The 19725-nt window shown below is 69.1% G+C and carries 16 protein-coding genes; 7 read left to right on the forward strand and 9 right to left on the reverse strand.

What is annotated here, in order from left to right:
* Window positions 1–103: 103 nt before the first annotated feature.
* Window positions 104–1777 (forward strand): FecR domain-containing protein, encoded by a 1674-nt coding sequence (locus tag BMZ45_RS00765; protein WP_091631378.1) that lies wholly within the window; start codon window positions 104–106, stop codon window positions 1775–1777.
* Window positions 1774–3435: a CHASE2 domain-containing protein gene (locus BMZ45_RS00770; protein WP_175488866.1), complete on the forward strand. Its 1662-nt coding sequence runs from the start codon at window positions 1774–1776 to the stop codon at window positions 3433–3435. Before BMZ45_RS00765 ends, BMZ45_RS00770 begins: the two co-directional genes overlap by 4 nt.
* A 47-nt stretch (window positions 3436–3482) precedes the next feature.
* Here BMZ45_RS00770 and BMZ45_RS00775 read toward each other — a convergent pair whose 3' ends face one another.
* On the reverse strand, window positions 3483–4508 hold the full coding sequence (locus BMZ45_RS00775) for a hypothetical protein (RefSeq protein ID WP_139215346.1): 1026 nt from the start codon (window positions 4506–4508) through the stop codon (window positions 3483–3485).
* A gap of 83 nt (window positions 4509–4591) precedes the next feature.
* Window positions 4592–5302 carry an rRNA pseudouridine synthase gene (locus BMZ45_RS00780; RefSeq protein WP_091631382.1) on the reverse strand — a complete coding sequence of 237 codons (711 nt, stop codon included), beginning with the start codon at window positions 5300–5302 and terminating at the stop codon, window positions 4592–4594.
* 96 nt (window positions 5303–5398) lie between these two features.
* On the opposite strand from BMZ45_RS00780, the gene BMZ45_RS00785 reads away from it, so the two are divergent.
* Together BMZ45_RS00785 and BMZ45_RS00790 are read left to right on the forward strand one after the other, a co-directional pair.
* Complete coding sequence (locus BMZ45_RS00785) at window positions 5399–6256, forward strand: PA4780 family RIO1-like protein kinase (RefSeq protein ID WP_091631384.1); 858 nt, start codon at window positions 5399–5401, stop codon at window positions 6254–6256.
* Window positions 6257–6681: 425 nt separating this feature from the next.
* Window positions 6682–7890, forward strand: coding sequence for a S1 family peptidase (locus BMZ45_RS00790; RefSeq protein ID WP_091631385.1), 1209 nt, complete (start codon window positions 6682–6684; stop codon window positions 7888–7890).
* 93 nt (window positions 7891–7983) lie between these two features.
* On the opposite strand, the gene BMZ45_RS00795 is transcribed toward BMZ45_RS00790, so the two are convergent.
* The 4 genes from BMZ45_RS00795 to BMZ45_RS00810 all read right to left on the reverse strand — a co-directional run bounded on the left by BMZ45_RS00795 (window position 7984) and on the right by BMZ45_RS00810 (window position 10881).
* Window positions 7984–8439: a BLUF domain-containing protein gene (locus tag BMZ45_RS00795; RefSeq protein ID WP_091631387.1), complete on the reverse strand. Its 456-nt coding sequence runs from the start codon at window positions 8437–8439 to the stop codon at window positions 7984–7986.
* Between the two features lie 124 nt (window positions 8440–8563).
* Window positions 8564–8878: a hypothetical protein gene (locus BMZ45_RS00800; protein WP_091631389.1), complete on the reverse strand. Its 315-nt coding sequence runs from the start codon at window positions 8876–8878 to the stop codon at window positions 8564–8566.
* A gap of 180 nt (window positions 8879–9058) precedes the next feature.
* Complete coding sequence (locus BMZ45_RS00805) at window positions 9059–9427, reverse strand: hypothetical protein (protein ID WP_091631390.1); 369 nt, start codon at window positions 9425–9427, stop codon at window positions 9059–9061.
* Window positions 9428–9549: 122 nt separating this feature from the next.
* The gene (locus tag BMZ45_RS00810; protein WP_091631391.1) at window positions 9550–10881 is read right to left on the reverse strand and encodes a DEAD/DEAH box helicase; all 1332 of its coding nucleotides are present in this window, start codon (window positions 10879–10881) and stop codon (window positions 9550–9552) included.
* 554 nt (window positions 10882–11435) lie between these two features.
* On the opposite strand from BMZ45_RS00810, the gene BMZ45_RS00815 reads away from it, so the two are divergent.
* From BMZ45_RS00815 to BMZ45_RS00825, 3 genes are all read left to right on the forward strand, one after another.
* Window positions 11436–13979, forward strand: a complete 2544-nt coding sequence (locus BMZ45_RS00815) for an autotransporter family protein (protein WP_139215347.1) — start codon at window positions 11436–11438, stop codon at window positions 13977–13979.
* Window positions 13980–14054: 75 nt separating this feature from the next.
* On the forward strand, window positions 14055–14411 hold the full coding sequence (locus BMZ45_RS00820) for a DoxX family protein (protein WP_091631394.1): 357 nt from the start codon (window positions 14055–14057) through the stop codon (window positions 14409–14411).
* Between the two features lie 13 nt (window positions 14412–14424).
* Window positions 14425–15615, forward strand: coding sequence for a low temperature requirement protein A (locus BMZ45_RS00825; protein WP_091631396.1), 1191 nt, complete (start codon window positions 14425–14427; stop codon window positions 15613–15615).
* A gap of 64 nt (window positions 15616–15679) precedes the next feature.
* On the opposite strand, the gene BMZ45_RS00830 is transcribed toward BMZ45_RS00825, so the two are convergent.
* The 3 genes from BMZ45_RS00830 to BMZ45_RS00840 form a co-directional block, all read right to left on the reverse strand.
* Window positions 15680–17053, reverse strand: a complete 1374-nt coding sequence (locus BMZ45_RS00830; RefSeq protein WP_091631398.1) for an MBL fold metallo-hydrolase — start codon at window positions 17051–17053, stop codon at window positions 15680–15682.
* Between the two features lie 123 nt (window positions 17054–17176).
* The gene (locus BMZ45_RS00835; protein ID WP_091631399.1) at window positions 17177–18163 is read right to left on the reverse strand and encodes a hypothetical protein; all 987 of its coding nucleotides are present in this window, start codon (window positions 18161–18163) and stop codon (window positions 17177–17179) included.
* A 325-nt stretch (window positions 18164–18488) separates the two neighbouring features.
* Window positions 18489–19487: a hypothetical protein gene (locus BMZ45_RS00840; RefSeq protein WP_091631400.1), complete on the reverse strand. Its 999-nt coding sequence runs from the start codon at window positions 19485–19487 to the stop codon at window positions 18489–18491.
* Window positions 19488–19725 lie beyond the last annotated feature (238 nt).

Raw genomic sequence — 19725 nt, forward strand, 5'->3', positions numbered from 1 at the left:
AAAATCGCCACAGGGCACCCTCAAGCCCCATAATAGTGGGCGGCCCGTCACATTTTGGGCTCGATATCCCGCCCTAGCCCTTTGCGCCAGCCACGGAAGACGGATGTTCGCCATTGCAGTGCCGCCCCACCACGCCAGGCCATGGCGTCCGCTGGGCCGATTTCTCGTCACTCTCCTGATCACGCTCCTGCTCTCCGCCACGGCTTCGGCCCAGGAGTGGACGTATCGGGTGCGGCCGGGCGACAACCTGTGGGAGCTCAGCGCGCGCCATCTGCGCGCCGATGTCGACTGGCGCCGTCTTCAGCAGCTCAATCGCGTCGCCGATCCCTACCGCCTGCCCCCGGGCACCTTGCTGCGTTTCCCGGTGTCCTGGCTGCGCATCGAGCCGGCCAAGGCGCGTCTGGTCGCGCTGCGCGGCGCGGTGCGCGCGCAGGTGTCCGCGCGCGCGGGCGTGGCCGCGGCCAGCCAGGGCCTGCGCCTGAGCATCGGCGGCTGGCTGGAAACCGGACCCGGCGCCAGCGCCACCTTGGAGTTCGCCGACGGCTCGCGCCTGATGCTGATGGACAACAGCCGCATCGTGTTCGACCGCCTCAGCGCCTACGGCCAGACCGGCATGGTCGACACCCGCATGCGCCTGCAGCGCGGTCGCGCCACCAACCGGGTGATCCCGGCGCGCGGTCCGGCCTCGCGCTACATCATCGAAACGCCGTCGGCGACCTCCAGCGTGCGCGGCACGCGTTTCCGCGTGAACGCCGGCGACGAAGCGCAGCCGGGCAGCACCGAAGTGCTGGAAGGCAAGGTCGAGGTCGGCGGCGCGCGAGGCGCCGGCGTGCTGGTGCGTCCCGGCTACGGCAGCGTCGCAGCCAGCGGCGCGGCGACCTCGGCGCCCACGCGGCTGCTGCCGGCGCCGACCCTGGAGGACGCCGGCACCCAATTGGCCTCGTTGCCGATGGCCCTGAGCTGGACCGCGATGCCCGACGCGGTCGCGTATCGGATCGAAGTGGTGCGCGACGACGCGCCCGACGTGCTGCTGTTCGAAGCGGCCACCGCCGCCACTCGCCTGCGCATCGCCGACCTGCCGCCCGGCCGCCATCGTCTGCTGTTGCGCGCGGTCGCCGCCAACGGCTTGGGCGGCGAAGACGCCGAGCGCGTGCTCGAAGTCAGCGAGCATCCGCTGCCGCCGCTGACCCTGCGTCCGCTGGACGGCGAGACCGTGCACACGCCGCGCCCGCGTTTCGAATGGGCGCGCATCGAAGACGCCGCCGGCACCACCCTGGAACTGGCCGACGACCCTGCCTTCGAACGCCTGCGTCTGCAGACCCGTCTGCACGGCCAGCGCTATCGTCCGTCCGAACCGCTGCCGCCGGGTCGCTACTACTGGCGCCTGGCCTCGCACGACGGCAACGGCCGCAGCGGCCCTTACGGCGACGCGCTCCCGTTCGAGGTCAGCGACGCGCCGCCGGATCCCGGCCTGCAGCCGCCCGAAGCCGCGCAAGGCCAACTGACCCTGCGTTGGAAGAACGCGGCGCCGGGCCAGCGTTTCCATATCCAGATCGCGCGCAAGGCCGACTTCGCGCAGCCGCTGCTGGATCGCGAAGTCGAACAGCCTCAAGTCAGCCTGGACCGTCCCGGCGGCGGCCGCTGGTACGTGCGCGTGCAGACCATCGACGACGACGGTTACGCCGCGCCCTATGGCCCGGTCCAGGACATCCGCCTGCCCTGCCGCGTCTGCTACGCCGGCGCCGGCGCCGCCTTGCTGTTGCTGCTGACCTTGTGAACATCCGCGCGCCGTCGTGGCCGCTGCGCATCGTCGCCGCCTTCGCCGCCGCGGGGCTGGCGGCGCTGATCAGCGTCAGCGGCACGTTCTGGTGGCTGGACGACGCCTTCTACGACCAGCACCTGGCGGCCTGGACCTATCCGCCCGACGACGACGTCATCGTGGTCGCGGTCGACGACCAGAGCCTGAGCGAACTCGGCCAATGGCCCTGGCCGCGCGACCTGCACGCGCAACTGCTGGACCGCTTGCACCGCGCCGGCGTGCGCGGCGTCGCCCTGGACCTGGTGTTCGCCGAACCCGACCGCAGCGGCGAAGCGCACGACGTCGCGCTGGCCGAGGCGCTGCGCCGCAATGGCCGCGTGGCGCTGCCGGTGATCGCCGCCGCGCCCAGCCAGAACGGCCCGCCGGTGGAAGTGCTGCCGACGCCGGTGCTGGCCGCGGCCGCGGCCACGCTGGGCCATACCGACATCGAACTCGACGCCGAAGGCACCGCGCGCGGCATCTATCTGCGTGCCGGTCTCGGCGAAGCGCGCTGGCCGGCGCTGGCGCTGGCCACCATCGGGCTGGATCCGGAGTACGCGCGCCGACAGCTGCCCGGCTTGCGCCGGCCATCGAGCGAAGGCGGATCGCCTTATCAATGGACGCGCGACCACTACGTGCGCATCCGCTATGCCGGTCCGCCCGGCAGCTTCGCCCAGGTCTCCTATGCCGATGTGATCTCCGGCCGGGTACCGGTCGAACTGTTGCGCGGTCGCTGGGTCGTGGTCGGCGTGACCGCGGCCGGTCTGGCGCCGCCGTTCCTGACCCCGATGTCCGACGAACTGCGCATGCCGGGCGCCGAGTACCAGGCCAACGTGATGGAGATGCTGCTGCACGGTCGCGCGATCGTGCCGCTGGCGCCGCGATGGGCCGCCGCGCTCACCGCCGCGGTGGTGCTGGTGGTGGTGCTGTGCATCCTCGTGCCCGGCTTTCCGCGGCCCTTGCTGTTGGCCTCCGCCGCCGCGGTCGCCACCCTCGCCGCCAGCATCGCGCTGCTGCGCATGGGCAATCTGTGGTTCCCGCCGGCGACCGCGATCGTCGCGATCGCGTTGGCGTATCTGGCCTGGATGATCGGGCATCTGCGCCACTGGCGCCGTCAGGCCCATCTGGACACCCTCACCCGCCTGGCCAACCGCCGCCGCTTCGATCATGTGCTGGAACGCGAGCTCGCCAGCGCGCGCCGCACCCGCGCGCCGCTGACCCTGGCCCTGATCGACGTCGACCACTTCAAGGCCTACAACGACGCCGAAGGCCATCGCGCCGGCGACAAGGTGCTGCGCCAGGTCGCCCACATCATCGCCGCGCATGCGCGCCGCCCACGCGACCTCGCCGCGCGCTTCGGCGGCGACGAATTCGCCATCGTCCTGCCCGACACCGCCGCCGACGGCGCGGCCCTGGTCGCCGAGGCCCTGCTCGCCGACATGCGTGCCCTCAACCTGCGTCACGGCGACGCCCTCGGCGGCGCCAAGGTCAGCATCAGCATCGGCCTGCACACCTGCGTGCCCGGCAACCACACCCGCGAACGCACCTTGTTCGACGCGGCCGATGCGGCTCTCTATCGCGCCAAGGAGAACGGCCGCGACGGCTATGCGGCGACGCGGGCGGTCGAGGCCGAGTAGCCGCATCGCGCCCGACGCTTCATCCCCCGGCATGCGCTCGCCGGACCCTACCGCTGTTCGGCCATCCGCACCAACAGCTCGAACGCGCGGCTCTGCGCCTCCTCGATCGCACCGCTGATGGCGTCCCAACCCATCTGCCAAGCCTGGTCGTACAGCGCCCCATCGCCGTCCACGGCCCGCTCCGCGATACGACGCACTTTCCGCCAGGCCTTATCGAACTGGGCCTCGCTCCGGGCCTGCGAGAAATCGACGCCGGCGCGTTCCAGCGCAGGCACGACCAGCGCTTCGATCCTGGGCGAGAGGCCCTCGTGCACCGCCAGCAGGATGCGCCCGTGCATCGAGCCGGTGGCGATGGACAGGGCATCGGACATCACCGTTTCCCAAGCCTCGGCCAAGGCCGCGTCGGTGCCGATCGCGACGGCCGCGGCCCGGCCGGCGCCGTCTCCTTCGGCGGTCGACTTGATGACCTGCGAAGCCGCTACGCCCAGCACCGATGCCTGTTCGCCCGCCATCGCGTGGAGCGTGCTGTCGGCGACGCGCGAGACCCTGTCGAACTGGGCGTCGGGCAGTACGCCTGCGGCCGCGACGATGGGCCCCAGGTTGGAGCGCATCCACACATCGAACGGATCGTCCGTCGTCGACAAGGCAGGCAACGCTCGCAGCGAACGCGCATGCGCGACCAGTTGCGGCCGGCCATCGACGTCCAGCCACAGCGGCGCATATTCGCGCACCAGCCAATCCATCGCCTGGATGCAACGGACGCTCTGCACCGTGGCGCTCGCACGGGTGTTGCGTACGACATCGCGCAGCGGCGGCAGCCAGTGGCGGCTCTGCTCGTCGGGCATGGCCTCGCACCAGGCCTCCAAGAAAGAGACGATCACCGGACAGGCCGCGTGCTCGGGATCGTTCCAGTAGCGATGCATCTCCATTCGATCCTTATCGCTCTTCCGACTCGGGGCCGGGTCCCATGTACTCGCGAAACGCCGCATCAGATCGCGCTCAGCCGCCGCACGATCCGCGAACGTATCCCGCCATCGCGTCCGCAGGCTCGAAATTCCGGACTCGGGCTCCACATCGAAATCCAGGCCGATGCCGAAAGAACTTCAGGCGATCCCGTTGCCGACCCTTGCAGCGGCTGGCATCTCCCCGCGTGGCCTCAGAAGCGCTCGCCCACCGGCAGATAACGCCATTCGCCCACCGGCATCTTGCTCAGCGGAATGCGGCCGATGCGCAGGCGCTTGCTGGACACGACCTGCAAGCCGACTTGCGCGCACATGTGCCTCAGCTGCCCACCCATCGGGTTCTTGATCGCGAAGCGCAGCCGGTTCTCGTTCGCCCAGCTGACCTTGCACGGCGCCAGCGGGCGGCCGCGATACTCCAGACCGTGAGCGAGCCGCTTCAGACCGTAAGGGCCGAGCTCGCCGCTGACCTCGACCACGAACTCCTGCTCGATCTGGGCGTAGTCCTCGGTCAGGCGCCGCCAGGTGCGGCCGTCCTGGCTCAGCACCACCAGGCCGGAGGCGTCGGCGTCGATCGGCATCAGCGGGGTCAGGCTGTGGAAATGGCGCTTGAGCATGCGCACGCCGGACAGATCGCCTTCGGCGTGCGCGGAGGCCAGGGCCAGGCCCGGCGCGTCCTTGAAATCCACGCCGGCGGGCTTGTGCAGCAGCAGGGTCGCCGGCTCGGCCGGTTCCAGCCGCGCTTCCGGGTCCAGTTCGACCTGTTGGCTCGAAATCGGCGCCTGCGGCTCTTCCACCACCTCGCCGTCGACCCGGACCCAACCGCCCTCGATGTATTGCTGGGCCTGAGCGCGCGAACAGCCCGTCAGTTCTGCGACGCGTTTATCTAGACGTAGGGGCTGAGACATGGAAAAAGTCGGCGGGAAAGGCGTTAAGTGTAAAGATACGCCCGCGCCCGGCGGAAAACCCCCTTTCCACCGGACCAATCGCGCTCATAGGACTAGATGAAGACTCCCTCCGGCTTGCAGGCGCTGATCGACGACGGCGTGATCGATGAAGTGATGCGCCCGCTCAAAAGCGGCAAGGAGGCCGCGGTCTACGTGGTCCGCTGCGGCAACGAGGTGCGCTGCGCCAAGGTCTACAAGGACATGGCCCAGCGTAGCTTCCAGCAACGCGTGCAGTACCAGGAAGGCCGCAAGGTGCGCGGCAGCCGCGAGGCGCGCGCGATCGGCAAGGCCACCAAGTACGGGCGCAAGCAGCAGGAAACCGCCTGGAAGAACACCGAGGTCGACGCGTTGTACCAGCTGCGCGACGCCGGCGTGCGCGTGCCCGAACCCTACGGCTATTTCCATGGCGTGCTGGTGATGGAGCTGGTCACCGACGCCGACGGTCACTCCGCGCCGCGCCTGGGCGAAGTCGAGCTGGCGCCGGACCAGGCGCGCGGCTTCCACCGCTTCCTGGTCCGCCAGGTGGTGAAGATGCTGTGCGTGGGCCTGATCCACGGCGACTTGTCCGAATACAACGTGCTGGTCGCGCCCGACGGGCCGGTCATCATCGACTTTCCCCAGGTCGTCAGCGCCGCCGGCAACAACGCCGCGCGCGCGATGCTGCTGCGCGACGTCAACAACCTCACCGCCAGCCTGGGCGCTTGGGCGCCGGAGCTGCTGGACACCTGGTACGCCGAGGAAATGTGGGCCCTGTTCGAGGCCGGCGAGCTGCACCCCGACAGCGAACTCAGCGGCACCTTCGTGCACGACGAATCGACGGTGGACCTGGGCAGCGTGCGAGACGCGATCAACGACGCGCGCGAAGAAGCGCTGATCCGCCAACAGGGACGCGAAGCGGCAGCGGCGGAAGAGTGAGCGCCGAGACGTCACGATCGCGGACGCAAGCGGCCATGGCGAGGCGGTAACCGGACTCGTCGACCTCGGCCCGGCCGGGTCGCCGAAATGCCATTCGAGCGGCTCCACGCGTCAGCCGCACAGGCGCAGACAGAGATCGCCTGCCTGCAACTCGCAAATGCCTACCGATCGCCGCCACGCAGGCCCAGCCGAATCGCCAGGCGCGGTCCGGCGATGGCCTGCGCGACTAGCGCGCATTCAGACTTATGAATTCAACGAGGCCATCCCATTTCCGCGTTCACGGGTAGGGGTGATCGCATCGCGCGGCGTTCTATCCCTGCGGCCCAACCCAGCGCTGCCCAAATCGCCGGCCCCCGACCCAGCGTTGAACTACACCCGCCGCAACGACTGTTCGCATCCCTCTCTTTGCCAAGGAGCTTTTGGATATGCGCAAGTTCAGTATGTCGGTTATCGCTGCGACGGCAGCCATGCTGGTTTCCGGTGCGGCCCTCGCCGCCGACGACCTCGCCCCCGCGTTGAAGTCGGCCATGCAGCGCGACCTCGGGCTCTCCGGTGCCCAGCTGGCCCAATACCTCAAGGCCGAACGTTTGGCCGGACAACAGGAAAAATCCGCGGAAAGGCAGTTGGGCCGCAACTTCGCCGGCGCCTGGCTGGAACGCAAGGCCGACGGCTCCTTCGGCTTCGTAGCCGCCAGCACTTCGGCCAAGGGCAAGGTCGACGGCGTCGAAACGCGGCAGGCCCGTTACAGCCTGGCCGCGCTGAACTCCGCCAAGGGCCAGCTCGACGGCCAGCTCGCTCGCAGCGCCAGGGCGCCGAAGGGCGTGTACAGCTGGGCGGTGGACCTGCCCAGCAACAGCGTGGTCCTCGGCGTCGCTCCGGGCGCGGAAGAGGCCGCCGTCGATTTCGTCGCACGCAGCGGCATCGATGCGAGCACCGTGCGTTTCGAAACCCTCAATGAAGCGCCGCAACGCCGTATCGCGGTGCAGGGCGGCCGCGGCTACCTGCGCGATCCGGGCGACGGCTACCTGTACGCCTGCTCGGTTGGCTTCAGCGTGACCCAGGGCAGCACCCCGGGCTTCGCCACGGCCGGTCACTGCGGCACCACAGGCGAAGTCGTCTATCACGAAGTCTCGCAATGGACGCCGGGCGTACGCATCGGTTCATTCGCTTCCTCCACGATGCCCAATGGCAATCAGACCGGGCCCGACCGCGGCTGGGTCAAGGTGGACAGCACCCACACGCTGTCGCCCAGCGTCTACGGTTACGGCAGCGGCGACGTCAACGTGCGCGGCAGTACCGAAGCCGCAGTGGGCGCCGCGCTGTGCCGTTCCGGGCGCACCAGCGGCTGGCGTTGCGGTGCGATCCGCAGCAAGAACATGACCGTGTCCTACGTGGACGATGCGGGCAATCCGGACGGCACCGTGACCGGCCTGACCCAGACCACCGCATGCGCGGAGGGCGGAGATTCCGGCGGCTCCTTCATCACCGGCGTCGGCCAGGCCCAGGGCGTGCTGTCGGGCGGCAGCGGCAGCTGCAAGGGCCGTCAGGGCCGGACCGGCGGCGGCAACAGCTACTTCACGCCGATCAACCCCATCCTCAGCACCTACTCCCTGACCCTGCGCACCAGCCCCTGATCGACACGAGACACGCGTCGATTCGAGCGCCCCGGTTTCCGGGGCGCTTTTACATGGGCGAAGAGGCGACGGCGAAGCGTGTGGCCACGCGGATCAGTTCGAAACCGAAACCCCGCCTGGCTGCTCCGCCAGCCACTTGCTCCAGTGGTACAGCGCCAGGCCCACGCCTTCGGACGCCTTGTCGCTGACACGGGTGATCGGCATCGCCTCTATCCAGGCGGCGTTCGACAGCTCCTGCAAGGTGCTCTCGGGCGCCTGGCAGAAGCCCATGTGCCAACGATCGAACTGCCGTTGCGCCACAGGGCCGTGCAAGAGTTCGGCCAGATCCCGATGCGCACGCGCGTTGCGGATGCGCTCGTAGACCTGATTCAGGCCGGCCGCCTCGCCTTCGATGTACTGAAAGAAGCGCCCGTCGTGATGAAACAGCACGCCGGTCACGCCCACCGCGGCGTTGAACACGCGCGCGTCCACCAGCAAGGCGTCGAGTTCCGGGGACGACAGCAGCCGCGCGGCGGTGCTGCGGTAGGCGATGGCGACGAGATCGGTCATGCGATTACCCTAGCACGCGCAAGAATTGGCCCGCGCACGAGCGCGATCGCCGAAGCGCAGCCTCTCCCTGCCCACGTCGATCGCTAGACGCGGACGCAGGATCGATGCGCAAGCCGCATCCGCTTCACAACGCCGCCTGCTGCAGCAACTTCGCCACTTCCAGGGCCTGCGCCTTGGTCAGCCGGTACGGCACCATGCTGATCGCCAGCGGCGCCTTGGACACCACCGACAGCGCTACGAAGTTCTGTCCGTCGGAGTCCTCCATGCGGATCACGTTGAGCGTCTGCGAGGTGAACGCGCCTCCGGTCAATTCGACCTTGCCCACTTCGCGCTTGATGGTACCGCCCAGCAGCGCACCGGTGAGACTGCCGCTGCGCACGTAGCGCAGCAGGAAGTAAGCGACGATCCCGAAAAACAAGATAGGAAACACGTAATCCATTCGACCCTCGTTTTTTGCTTGTCCTTGCACGCCTCGGTGCGATTCGCGTCGCGCCGCCGCTTTCTTGGCCCGCTGTTGGGCCTAGTGACGCCTCAAGCCCGCGCCGATCTACAGCGCGTCGATTGAATTGGCCTGGAAACGCGTCGCAATCCTACTTCCCGTCCCCGCGGCCATGACCGCTTACATCTGCCAGTTCGCCTTCGACACAATGCGCCGACCCGCCAGGGTCAGCACCGCCTCGGTTTCGGTCATGACCAGCGTGAACGAGGGAATGCCGGGGGCTTCGTCCGTAGCGGTGTAGCGCAGCTTGAGACGCTTGCGCTGGGTATCGAATTCCTCGACGCGCACCCGCTGCCTGGGCACCGCCTGCCCCTTATCGCCAGGCTGATAGAGGAAGACGCTTCCGATCACGGGGCGTTTGTCGTAGCCGACTTCCAGATTCAGCGAGTACCCGTCGCCGTCGAACAGCAGGGATGAGGTGGCATGCGCGAGGCGCGCGGGCGCGAAGGCCAGCACCAAGGCGGCAAGCAGAGCGAGCAATGCCTTCATGGATGTATTCCTAGCCCTCCGTGGGAAGGCCAATCCTAACGCGCGACGCGGTCTGCCCGCCTGCGCGCCGCCAAAGAAAAAGGCCGGCGATGCCGGCCTTTTTCATCGACGCTGCGAAACGCTTACGCGCCTTCGCGACGCTGGCCGTTGCCCGAACCCGAGCGGCCGCCGCTGCGGTGCTGCGGACCGGCGTGGGCGTGGCGCGGAGCCGGCTTGCCGTGCGGACGGTGGGCCGGCTTGCGCGGGCCGTTGTTGCCGCCCGGACGCTGACCGCCGGGGCGACGCGCGCCCGGGGCGTCGGAACCCATGCGGATCGGACGGCTGGGCTCGAAGCCTTCGACCGTGACCATCTGGATGTCGTCCTTGAGGATGCGCTGGATCTGGCGCAGCAGGCCGCCTTCGTCCGGCGACACCAGCGACAGGGCTTCGCCGGTCGCGCCGTTGCGGCCGGTGCGGCCGATGCGGTGCACGTAGTCCTCGGCCACCATCGGCAGGTCGAAGTTGATCACCAGCGGCAGGCTGGGGATGTCCAGACCGCGTGCGGCGACGTCGGTGGCGACCAGCACGCGGGCCTTGTTGGCCTTGAAGTCGCGCAGGGCTTTCTGGCGCTGGGCCTGGCTCTTGTTGCCGTGGATGGCGACGGCCTTGAAGCCGGCGTCTTCCAGCTGTTCGGCCAGGCGGTTGCAGCCGTGCTTGGTACGGCCGAACACCAGCACCTGGTCGGTGCTGCGCTCGGCGAGGATGCGCACCAGCAGGTCGCGCTTGCGGCCGCCGTCGACCGGATGCGCCTTGTGGGCGATGGTGTCGGCGATGGTGTTGTTGGCCGCGACCTGGACCTGCTGCGGCTCGCGCATGAACTCCAGCGCGAGCTTCTTGATCTCGGTTTCGAAGGTGGCCGAGAACAGCATGGTCTGACGCTGCGGCGGCACGCGGCCGAGGATGCGCTTGATCGCGGGCAGGAAGCCCATGTCGAGCATGCGATCGGCCTCGTCCAGGACCAGGATTTCGATCGCGTCGAGCTTGGCGGTGCCGCGCTCCATGTGATCGATCAGGCGGCCCGGGGTGGCGACCAGCACGTCGACGCCGCGACGCAGCATGTCGACCTGCGGGCCCATGCCGGCGCCGCCGTAGATCGAACAGATGCTCAGGCGCAGATGCTTGGCGTAGCTGCGCAGGCTGTCGTTGACCTGCACCGCCAGTTCGCGGGTCGGCACCAGCACCAGCGCGCGCGGCTTGCGCGGGCCGTTGCTGCCGGTGAGCTTGGACAGGCGGTTGAGCAGCGGCAGGCCGAACGCGGCGGTCTTGCCGGTACCGGTCTGGGCGCCGCCCAGCAGATCGTGACCGGCCATGGCCAGCGGGATCGCTTCGGCCTGGATCGGGGTCGGGGTGTTGTAATTCTGCTCGACGAGCGCGCGCAGCAACGCGGGCGCAAGCCCGAGGGATTCAAACGTCATGTGGAACTCCAAGTACTAAGGATCCGCGGACCGGAGTCGCGGAGTCACTCGGAGCGTTCCCTAGAACCGCGCTGCGAGTAATCGAAATGACGGTGCCGGATGCTCCGGACCGTGTCGGCGCTACGAAAGACGTGCGGGATAAAGCCGATCGCCTAAGAGCATTGGGCTCTTGCGATGCGGCGGGCAACCTGGGAAACGTACCCCTTGCGGGGAGGCAGCCGTGCGCTGAACAGGCGGCACTGTACGCGAAAGCCGCCGCTACCGCCAGCGCTAAATTCTTGTCGGGCTTGGAAAAACGTGCGCGGCCGGCGCGGCCCCGAGCGGACGGGCGCCGGCCCGCCAGCGTGCCTGCCGGCCGTACAGGGGGCTCCACGGCCCCCTAGCGCTGGCACCGCCCCGCCTCCTCCAGAGCGGCCGCGGCGCAAGCTAAATGCACGCTAAATACTCACTGAATGTGCTACAGAGGCGGCGTCGCCGCAGGACGCGAGCCACCGCTGGCTGCGACGCCGCCCGACCTTGCCCGATCTTCCCCCAATCGGTTTCAGGAGGCTTTCATGGATGTCGCGCCCGTCGGCCGACCGCATGCGCTGGCCATCGCCATCGTCGCCGCGCTGTTCGCCCTACCCCCGCTCACCGCCCGTGCGACTTGCACGCCCGCGCCCACCTCCGGCGACGACATCATCAACTGCGACGGCAGCGCGCCCGATCCCACGCCCTCGCTGGTCCTCAGCGGTGGCGGCAGCGACCGCGTCACGGTGACGGGCGGCACGATCAGCGGCGTGGTCACCTTCGGCACCCGCAACGACGGCTTCAGCATCAGCGACGGCATCGTCGGCGGCCTGATCGACCAGGGCTCGGGCCAGGACAGTTTCAGCATGACCGGCGGCACCATCCAGGCCCTGGATCAGGGCGCCGATCGCGACACCGCGGTGATCCGCGGCGGCCGCATCATCGGCGCGTTCAACGAAGGCGACGTGGTCGACATGAGCGGCGGGCGGATCGGCTCGGTCAATCTGCGCGTCGGCGACAACATCATGAACATGAGCGGCGGCAGCATCGACGGCGTGCTCAACGCCGAGCAAGGCAACGACCTGCTCAACCTCAGCGGCAGCGCCGCGATCGGCGGCAACGTCGACTTCGGCAACGGCAACAACACCCTCAACATAGCCGGCGGCAGCGTCGCCGGCAGCCTGCTCACCGGCGCCGGCAGCGACGCCTTGAGCTGGGCCAACGCGGGCACGGTCGGCGGCAGCATCTCGCTGGGCGCGGGCAACGACAGCGCCGCGCTACGCAATCTGACGGCGGCGGCGATCGCCGAGGTCGATGCCTTCGATGGCGGCGCCGGCTCGGACCGCCTGCTGTTCGCCAACGCCACGGTCGCCGGCGTGTCGCGGCTGCGCAATTGGGAAACCCTGGACCTCAACACCGGCACCCGTCTCACGCTCGATGCGGACCTGGTGCTCGGCGACGCCGGCACCGGCGGCGGCGCCCTCAACATCGACGCCACCAGCACCCTGCTGGTCAGCGGCGCGCGCTCGTTGCGGCCGTTCGGCGCCGGCCAGTTCGGCAACCTCAACAACGCCGGCTACATCGATCTCGGCGTCGGCGGCGCGGTCGCCGGCGACAGCCTCACGGTGATCGGCAACTACATCGGCAACGGCGGGCAGTTGCATCTGCAGACCGTATTGGGCGCCGACAACTCGGCCTCCGACAAACTGGTGATCTCCAACGGCCTGGCCAGCGGCAGCACCTCGATGCGGGTGACCAACCTCGGCGGCAGCGGTGCGCAGACCCTGACCAACGGAATCCTGGTGGTGCAGGCCATCGCCGGCGCGCAGACCCAGGCCGGCGCCTTCACGCTGGCGCAACCGGTCGCGGCCGGCGCCTTCGAGTACCTGCTGTTCCGCGGCGGCGTCGATGCCGGCACACAGGACAACTGGTACCTGCGCTCGTACTCGGTGGCGCCACCGCCGCCGGTGCCGCCGCCGCCCCCGCCGGTGACGCCACCGCCACCGCCGGAACCCCCGCCGCCGCCGCCCGCGCCACCGGTGGTGCCGCCGCCTCCGCCGACCCCACCCGCGCCGCCTCCGCCGCAGCCGCCGGAACCGCCGCCGCCCGCACCGCCGACACCGCCGGTGGGCGCAGATCCGATTCCGCTCTACCGTCCGGAAACCGCGGTGTACAGCGCGCTGCCGGCGCTGGTGCGCATCAACGGCCTGACCACGATCGGCAGCTTCCACGAACGTCAGGGCGAGCAGCGGCTGCTAGGACACGACGGCGGTTTCGACGCCGGTTGGCTGCGCGCCTACGGCGAGAGCACGCGCCAGCGCTGGGACGGTGCGGCGCGTCCGCGCTTCGACGGCGACCTCAGCGGCCTGCAGTTGGGCGTGGATCTGTACGCGGGCGAGCGCGACGGCGGCGGCAGCGATCGCTACGGCCTGTTCGTCGGCGTCGGCCGCGGCCGCGGCGATGTCGACGGTTTCGCGATCGGGCGCATGCAGCGCGTCGGCCGACTCGATCTCGACAGCCGCAGCCTGGGCGTGTACTGGACGCGCATCGGCGAGCGCGGCCGCTACTTCGACGCGGTGCTGCTGGGTTCGCGCCTGGACGCCAAAGTGCGTTCCGACCGCGGCCTGGGCTCGGACGTCGACGGTTCGCAGTTCATCGCCTCGCTGGAAGGCGGCTGGCCGATCGCGCTGGGCGAACGCCTGGTGCTGGAGCCGCAGGCGCAGTTGGTCTGGCAACACAGCTCGCTGGACGACACCGCCGACGCGTTCTCCAGCGTGAGCTTCGACGCCGGAGACGGCCTCAGCGCCCGCGTCGGCGCGCGCCTGCACGGCGCCAACGCGGATGCGAGCTGGCGCCCCTACCTCAAGCTCAACCTGTGGAGCGAGCTGGGCAGCGACGACGACACCCGCTTCGGCGGCGACCGCATCCGCACCGAGAGCCGCGCCGACTCGGTCGAATTCGGCGCCGGCCTGGTCGGGCGGCTGTCGCCGGGCGTCGGCCTGTATTTCGTCGCCGACTACAGCCACGAGCTGTCGGGCGAGGAGCACCGCAGCGTGCAGGGCCATGCAGGATTGCGCGTGGACTGGTAGAAAGGGTCGTAGCCGCGCGTCCGCCGGGCGCGCGGCGCGGCAATGCCGGATCCACCGCAGCCTGGGGAGCGGGCCATGGACAATCGCAGTCTCGCCACCACCGCACGCACGCTGATGGCGAGCGTGTTCATCGTCATGGGCCTGTACCGCCTGCTCACCGCCTGGGGCGGCACCGCGACGCCGACCGCGACCCTGGTGTTCAGCGCGGTCGAGCTGGTGCTGGGCCTGCTGATCGCCAGCGGCTGGAAGCTGCGCTGGACGGCCGGTCTGGCGGCCCTGCTGATGGCGGCGGACGCGGCGATGTCGCACCCGTTCTGGAGCCTGGCCGGGGCCGAGCGCGGCGCCCAGCTGCTGCACTTCATGAAGAACGTGGGCATGATCGGCGGCCTGCTCCTGCTGATCGCGCACGCCGGCCACCCGCCGCGGCGCTGAGCGGGACCGCCGCATGAGCGCCGCCGTCCGTTCGCTGCTGCGCGATCGCAACGCCCACGAGCACGGTCGCGTGACCATGGTCGAGCTGTTCTTCGACCTGGTGTTCGTGTTCGCGGTCACCCAGCTCTCGCACACCCTGCTCGCGCATCTGAGCCTGCTCGGCGCGATGCAGACCCTGCTGCTGTTCCTGGCCGTGTGGTGGGTGTGGATCTACACCTCCTGGTGCACCAACTGGCTGGATCCGGACACCGCCCCGGTACGTCTGCTGCTGTTCGCGCTGATGCTGGGCGGACTGCTGTTGTCGAGTTCGCTGCCGGAGGCGTTCGGCGAGCGCGGCCTGTTATTCGCCGCGGCTTACGCCTCGATGCAGGTCGGGCGCACGCTGTTCATGGTGTTCGCGCTGCGCGGCGTGCATCCGGTCCTGTTCCGCAATTTCCTGCGCATCGCGGTGTGGCTGATGGTCTCGGGCACGCTGTGGATCGCCGGCGGCCTGGCCGCCGGCGAAGCGCGTTTCGCCTGGTGGGCGGGCGCGCTGCTGATCGAGTTCTGCGGGCCGATCGCGTTCTACTGGGTACCGGGCCTGGGCCGTTCGAGCATCGGCGATTGGGACGTGGACGGCGGCCACCTGGCCGAGCGCTGCGCACTGTTCGTGATCATCGCCTTGGGCGAATCGATCCTGGTCACAGGCGCGACCTTCGCCGGACTGCCGCTGGATGCCGAGCATACGGCCGCGTTCGTGATCGCCTTCGTCGGCAGCGTGGCGATGTGGTGGCTGTACTTCGACAGCGGCGCCGAACGCGCCAGCCATCGCATCGCCCATGCCGCCGATCCCGGCCGTCAGGCGCGCATGGCCTACACCTACCTGCACCTGCTGATCGTGGCCGGCATCATCGTCTGCGCGGTCGCCGACGAGATCGTGCTGATGCATCCGGGCCATGCCGACAGCGCCGGCATCGCGGCGATCCTCGGCGGCCCCGCGCTCTACCTGCTCGGCAACGCGCTGTTCAAATGGACGACGAACGACCGTCGGACTCCGCCCTTGTCGCATCTGGCGGGTCTGGTTCTGTTGCTGGCGACGGCGCTGACGGCGCGGCCCCTGCATCTGTCGGCGCTGGCGCTGGGCGGCGCCACCACCGCGATCCTGGTGCTGGTGGCGGCGTGGGAGTGGCTGGCGTTGCGGCGCGCGCTGCAGCCGTCGCACTGAGCCAGGGCATCCGCGCGAACCCCTGACGCGCACGGCAAGGCGCGGCGCGCGCGCGCCGCGACGATCAGACGTCCAGGCTCATGCCCGGCCGCACCAACACGGGCTTGATGCCGTAGCGTTCGCCGATCTCGCCCGCCAGCGCTTCGCGCGCCTTGTCTTCGCCGTGCACGAGGGCCAGCGGCGGATGGCCGGCGATCGCGCCGTACCACTCCATGAGTCCGTGCTGGTCGGTATGAGCGGACAAGCCGCCGACGGTGTGACGCTGGGCATTGACGCGCACGTCGCGGCCGTGGATGCGCGCCCACTTGGCGCCATCGACCAGGCGCCGGCCGAGCGTGCCCTCGGCCTGATAGCCGACGAATACCACCCGCGTCTCGCGCCGCTCCAAGCGTTGCCGGAAGTGATGCAGGATGCGGCCGGCGTTGGCCATGCCGGAACCGGCGATCACGATCGCGCCGCGCTCGATGCGGTTGATCGCCATCGAATCCTCGCTGGATTCGGTCAGCTGCAAGTTCGGCAGCCGGAACGGATTGGGCTGGTCGCGCCAAACCTGCTGCGCATCCTCGTCGAACAGGTCGGCGTGGCGGTCATAGACGGCGACCACCTTGGCCGCCATCGGGCTGTCGAGGAAAATCCGCCAGCGCGCCATCTGCCACTCGTCCCAATGCTTGGCGAACCAGTACAGCAGCTCCTGGCTGCGTCCGACCGCGAACGCCGGGATCAGCACGTTGCCGCCGTCGCGCCAGGTCTCGTCCAGGATGCGGCCGAGCTCGCGAATGGTCTCGGCGCGGTCGCGGTGCAGGCGGTCGCCGTAGGTCGACTCCATCAGCACCAGATCGGCGCTGTCGATGCGCGCCGGATCGCGCAGAATCGGCGTGCCCTTGGGCCCCAGATCGCCGGAGAACACCAGCTTGCGGCCCTCGGCATACACCTCGACCGCGGAGGAGCCGAGGATGTGCCCGGCCTCGCGAAACGCGATTTCCACGCCGGGCAGGATCTGGCTGCGCTGGTCGTAGGGCAACGGGCGTACCCGCGCCATCGCGGCCTCGACGTCGGCCTGGGTGTACAGGGGCACGGCCTCGGGCTCGCCGTCGCGGCGCCGGCGATTGCTGCGCTCGGCTTCGCTCTCGGCGATGTGAGCCGAATCCAACAGCATGATCCGCATCAGGTCGGCGGTCGCGGCCTGGGCGTGGATGTGTCCGCGAAAACCGCGCTGGACCAGCAGCGGCACGCGGCCGATATGGTCGATATGCGCGTGGCTGATCACCAGCGCGTCCAACGCGGCAACGTCGAACGCAAACGGATCGGCGTTGCGGCGCTCGGCCTCGGGGCTGCCCTGGGTCATGCCGCAATCCAGCAGCACGCGTCGGCCGGCGGCCTCGACCTCGTGCAGCGAACCGGTGACCTCGCCGGCGGCTCCGTGGAAATGCACTTTCATCGCGATGCTCCGAGGGCGGGGCCGGTTCGGTCGTAGTCCGCACCATCGCGCATGCGCGCGGGCTCCACAAGACCGAAGGCCCGCACTGGGCGGGCCTTCGGGATAAATCCTGTGGACTTGGACTCAGCGGCCCGGGACGCGGCAGCAACGAGCGGTCGCGGTGACCGTTCCGGCCGAGGCACTGTCGTTGACCATGTTGCAATGCGAGGTCCAGCTACCCGCCACGCGCATGCCGAAGATCGAAGGACGGCACTGCGTTTCGACCGCCGTATAGCCCGCGGGGCAGGTACCCGCGAAGGCGTTGCCAGCCGCGCCCGCAGCGAGGTTGAGCACCGTGCCGTCGACTTCGACGCACTGCAGCGCGGTCGCTTCCGGGTTGATGAAGTAGCCGACGATGTCGCCGATCAGATGGGTCTGGGCGAAGGAATACACGCTCAGCTCATTGGCCGACGCGCCCTGGTCCAAGGACACCGTAGCCAGGTTGGCGACGACGGCGCCGGCGACGTAGTTGACGTTCGAGGACAGCGGCTGGGTGCCGCCGAACGGGAACGCCGTGATGTAGCCCGCGCCGCTGGGCGTCACCACCGTAAGATTGATGGCTGCCGCAGCAAAGGAACCGGCCGCGCCGACGCCGTTGCAGTTGCTGGCGCTGCCGCCCTGGAAGCTGTAGTCGGACACGGCGGTGACATCGAAACTGCGCACGGTGTTGGCGGCGATCGCGCCACCGGCGAGGCGCGTGTCGAACAAGCGGCAGGGGGCTACCGGCACGAAGACCAGATCGGTCGCCGCGTCACCCAATGCATTGGGCGTAACCTCGGGGCCGGCCTTGCTGGCCACCCGCGGGCCGAGCAGCGCGGTATTCATGGCATCGAAGTTGGACGCATCCGCAGCGCTTTGCAGCGCGCTCATCGGCGCCTTGGCGAACACCGGCCCCATCTCCTTCGCCCAGGTGCCCATATCCTCGCGATAGGCCTCCTGCACGTACGGGCCCCACTTCTTCACGACCTGATAAACGAGTTCGCCACGCGCACCGCGACCGGCGGCATCGGCCGGTTGCGACAGCAGAGGTGCAAGCGCGAACAGACCAGCGGCCAGAATCAACTTGTTCATGGTGTATCCCCTTTAGGTTCGAAGCGCGGGTCGGGTCCCCCTTGGACCCGATCGCCGACACTTCAAAGGGACGAGAACCACATGAAAAAGAGGACATCTGTCACGCTTTCAGGCGCTACGCGTAGCGAGGAATCCAGCGGGACTTAGGGGTTTATGCCCATCCGTGCCGACTCGCCGATTGCCTGCAAACGTTTGCAGACACGGTTCACCACGCGCGGCATAAGGGCTAACCCCAGGCATCGCCATCGCCGACATCCACAAAGCGAAAGGCCCGCGCATGGCGGGCCTTTCGCGTATGGCGCTTGCTTCGACCAGGCGGCTGCGGTTACAGGCGACCCGGCACGCGGCAGCAGTCGGCGAAGGCGACGACGTTCATCGCCACCGCGCTCTCGTTCGCCCACGAGCAGTAGTGCACCGCGCCGTTGGGGTACGAGCTCACGACACGACCGCTGTAGCTGGCCGAATAGCAGTCGCCACCGGTCATGGAGTAGCCGGCCGGACACGCCGGCGAAGGCGCGTTCAAGGTACCGCTGGCGGCGAGGGTGTGCGAGGTCTGCACTCGGGTGCAATCCAGTGCCGTCGCCTGCGGGGTGATGAAGTAGCCGACGATGTCGCCGATCACGTGAGTCTGGGCGAACGAATAGATGCTCAACTCATTGGCCGATGAGCCCTGGTCCAATGCCACCGTGGCGAGGTTGGCGACGACGGCGCCCGCGACGTAGTTGACGTTCGAGGACACCGGCTGGGTGCCGCCGAACGGGAACGCGGTGATGTAACCCGCGCCACTGGGCGTGACCACGGTGAGGTTGATCGCCGCCGCCGCGAACGAACCGGCCGCGCCGGCGCCGTTGCAGTTGCTGGCGGCGCCGCCCTGGAAGCTATAGTCGGCCACCGCTGTGACATCGAAACTGCGTACGCTGTTGGCCGGAATCGCGCCACCGGCCAGACGGGTGTCGAACAGGCGACACGGCGTTACCGGCACGAACACCAGGTCGGTGGCGAGGTCGCCCAGCGCGTTCGGCGTGACCCCGGCGCCGGCCTTGCTGGTCACGTTCGGGCCGAGCAGCGCCGTGTTCATGGCATCGAAGTTGGATGCGTCGGCGGCGCTCTGCAGCGCACTCATCGGCGCCTTGGCGAAGATCGGCCCCATTTCCTTGGCCCAGGCGCTCATGTCCTCGCGATAGGCTTCCTGCACGTACGGCCCCCACTTCTTCACGACCTGATAGACGAGCTCGCCACGCGCACCGCGACCGGCGGCATCGGCCGGCTGCGACAGCAGCGGCGCAAGCGCGAACAACCCTGCCGCCAGAATCAACTTCTTCATCCCTGTATCCCCTTTAGGTTCGAATCGTGGGTCGGGTCCCAGTGGACCCGTATCGCCGACGCTCCAGCACAGAGACGAGAACCAGGGCAAAAACCGGACACCCATCACAAAACAATTGTTGTGCCGCCCCCTCCGGATCGAGGCCGCCACGCGTCACGACTAGCCGCGTTGCGGCGCCGGCACGGTTGCAACCGTCGCCGCACAGGCGATAAGACCAGGCGAGCGCACCGGCCCCGGC

The sequence above is a fragment of the Lysobacter sp. cf310 genome, assembly GCF_900114355.1.
GTDB lineage: Bacteria > Pseudomonadota > Gammaproteobacteria > Xanthomonadales > Xanthomonadaceae > Lysobacter.

Coding starts and splice junctions, on each gene's coding strand:
- BMZ45_RS00795 (WP_091631387.1), bottom strand. CDS start 8,439: ATGACCGATCTCGTCGCCATCGCCTACCGCAGCACCGCCGCGCGGCTG.
- BMZ45_RS00820 (WP_091631394.1), top strand. CDS start 14,055: ATGGACAATCGCAGTCTCGCCACCACCGCACGCACGCTGATGGCGAGC.
- BMZ45_RS00840 (WP_091631400.1), bottom strand. CDS start 19,487: ATGAAGAAGTTGATTCTGGCGGCAGGGTTGTTCGCGCTTGCGCCGCTG.
- BMZ45_RS00765 (WP_091631378.1), top strand. CDS start 104: ATGTTCGCCATTGCAGTGCCGCCCCACCACGCCAGGCCATGGCGTCCG.
- BMZ45_RS00825 (WP_091631396.1), top strand. CDS start 14,425: ATGAGCGCCGCCGTCCGTTCGCTGCTGCGCGATCGCAACGCCCACGAG.
- BMZ45_RS00785 (WP_091631384.1), top strand. CDS start 5,399: ATGAAGACTCCCTCCGGCTTGCAGGCGCTGATCGACGACGGCGTGATC.
- BMZ45_RS00805 (WP_091631390.1), bottom strand. CDS start 9,427: ATGAAGGCATTGCTCGCTCTGCTTGCCGCCTTGGTGCTGGCCTTCGCG.
- BMZ45_RS00815 (WP_139215347.1), top strand. CDS start 11,436: ATGGATGTCGCGCCCGTCGGCCGACCGCATGCGCTGGCCATCGCCATC.
- BMZ45_RS00800 (WP_091631389.1), bottom strand. CDS start 8,878: ATGGATTACGTGTTTCCTATCTTGTTTTTCGGGATCGTCGCTTACTTC.
- BMZ45_RS00810 (WP_091631391.1), bottom strand. CDS start 10,881: ATGACGTTTGAATCCCTCGGGCTTGCGCCCGCGTTGCTGCGCGCGCTC.
- BMZ45_RS00830 (WP_091631398.1), bottom strand. CDS start 17,053: ATGAAAGTGCATTTCCACGGAGCCGCCGGCGAGGTCACCGGTTCGCTG.
- BMZ45_RS00790 (WP_091631385.1), top strand. CDS start 6,682: ATGCGCAAGTTCAGTATGTCGGTTATCGCTGCGACGGCAGCCATGCTG.
- BMZ45_RS00780 (WP_091631382.1), bottom strand. CDS start 5,302: ATGTCTCAGCCCCTACGTCTAGATAAACGCGTCGCAGAACTGACGGGC.
- BMZ45_RS00835 (WP_091631399.1), bottom strand. CDS start 18,163: ATGAACAAGTTGATTCTGGCCGCTGGTCTGTTCGCGCTTGCACCTCTG.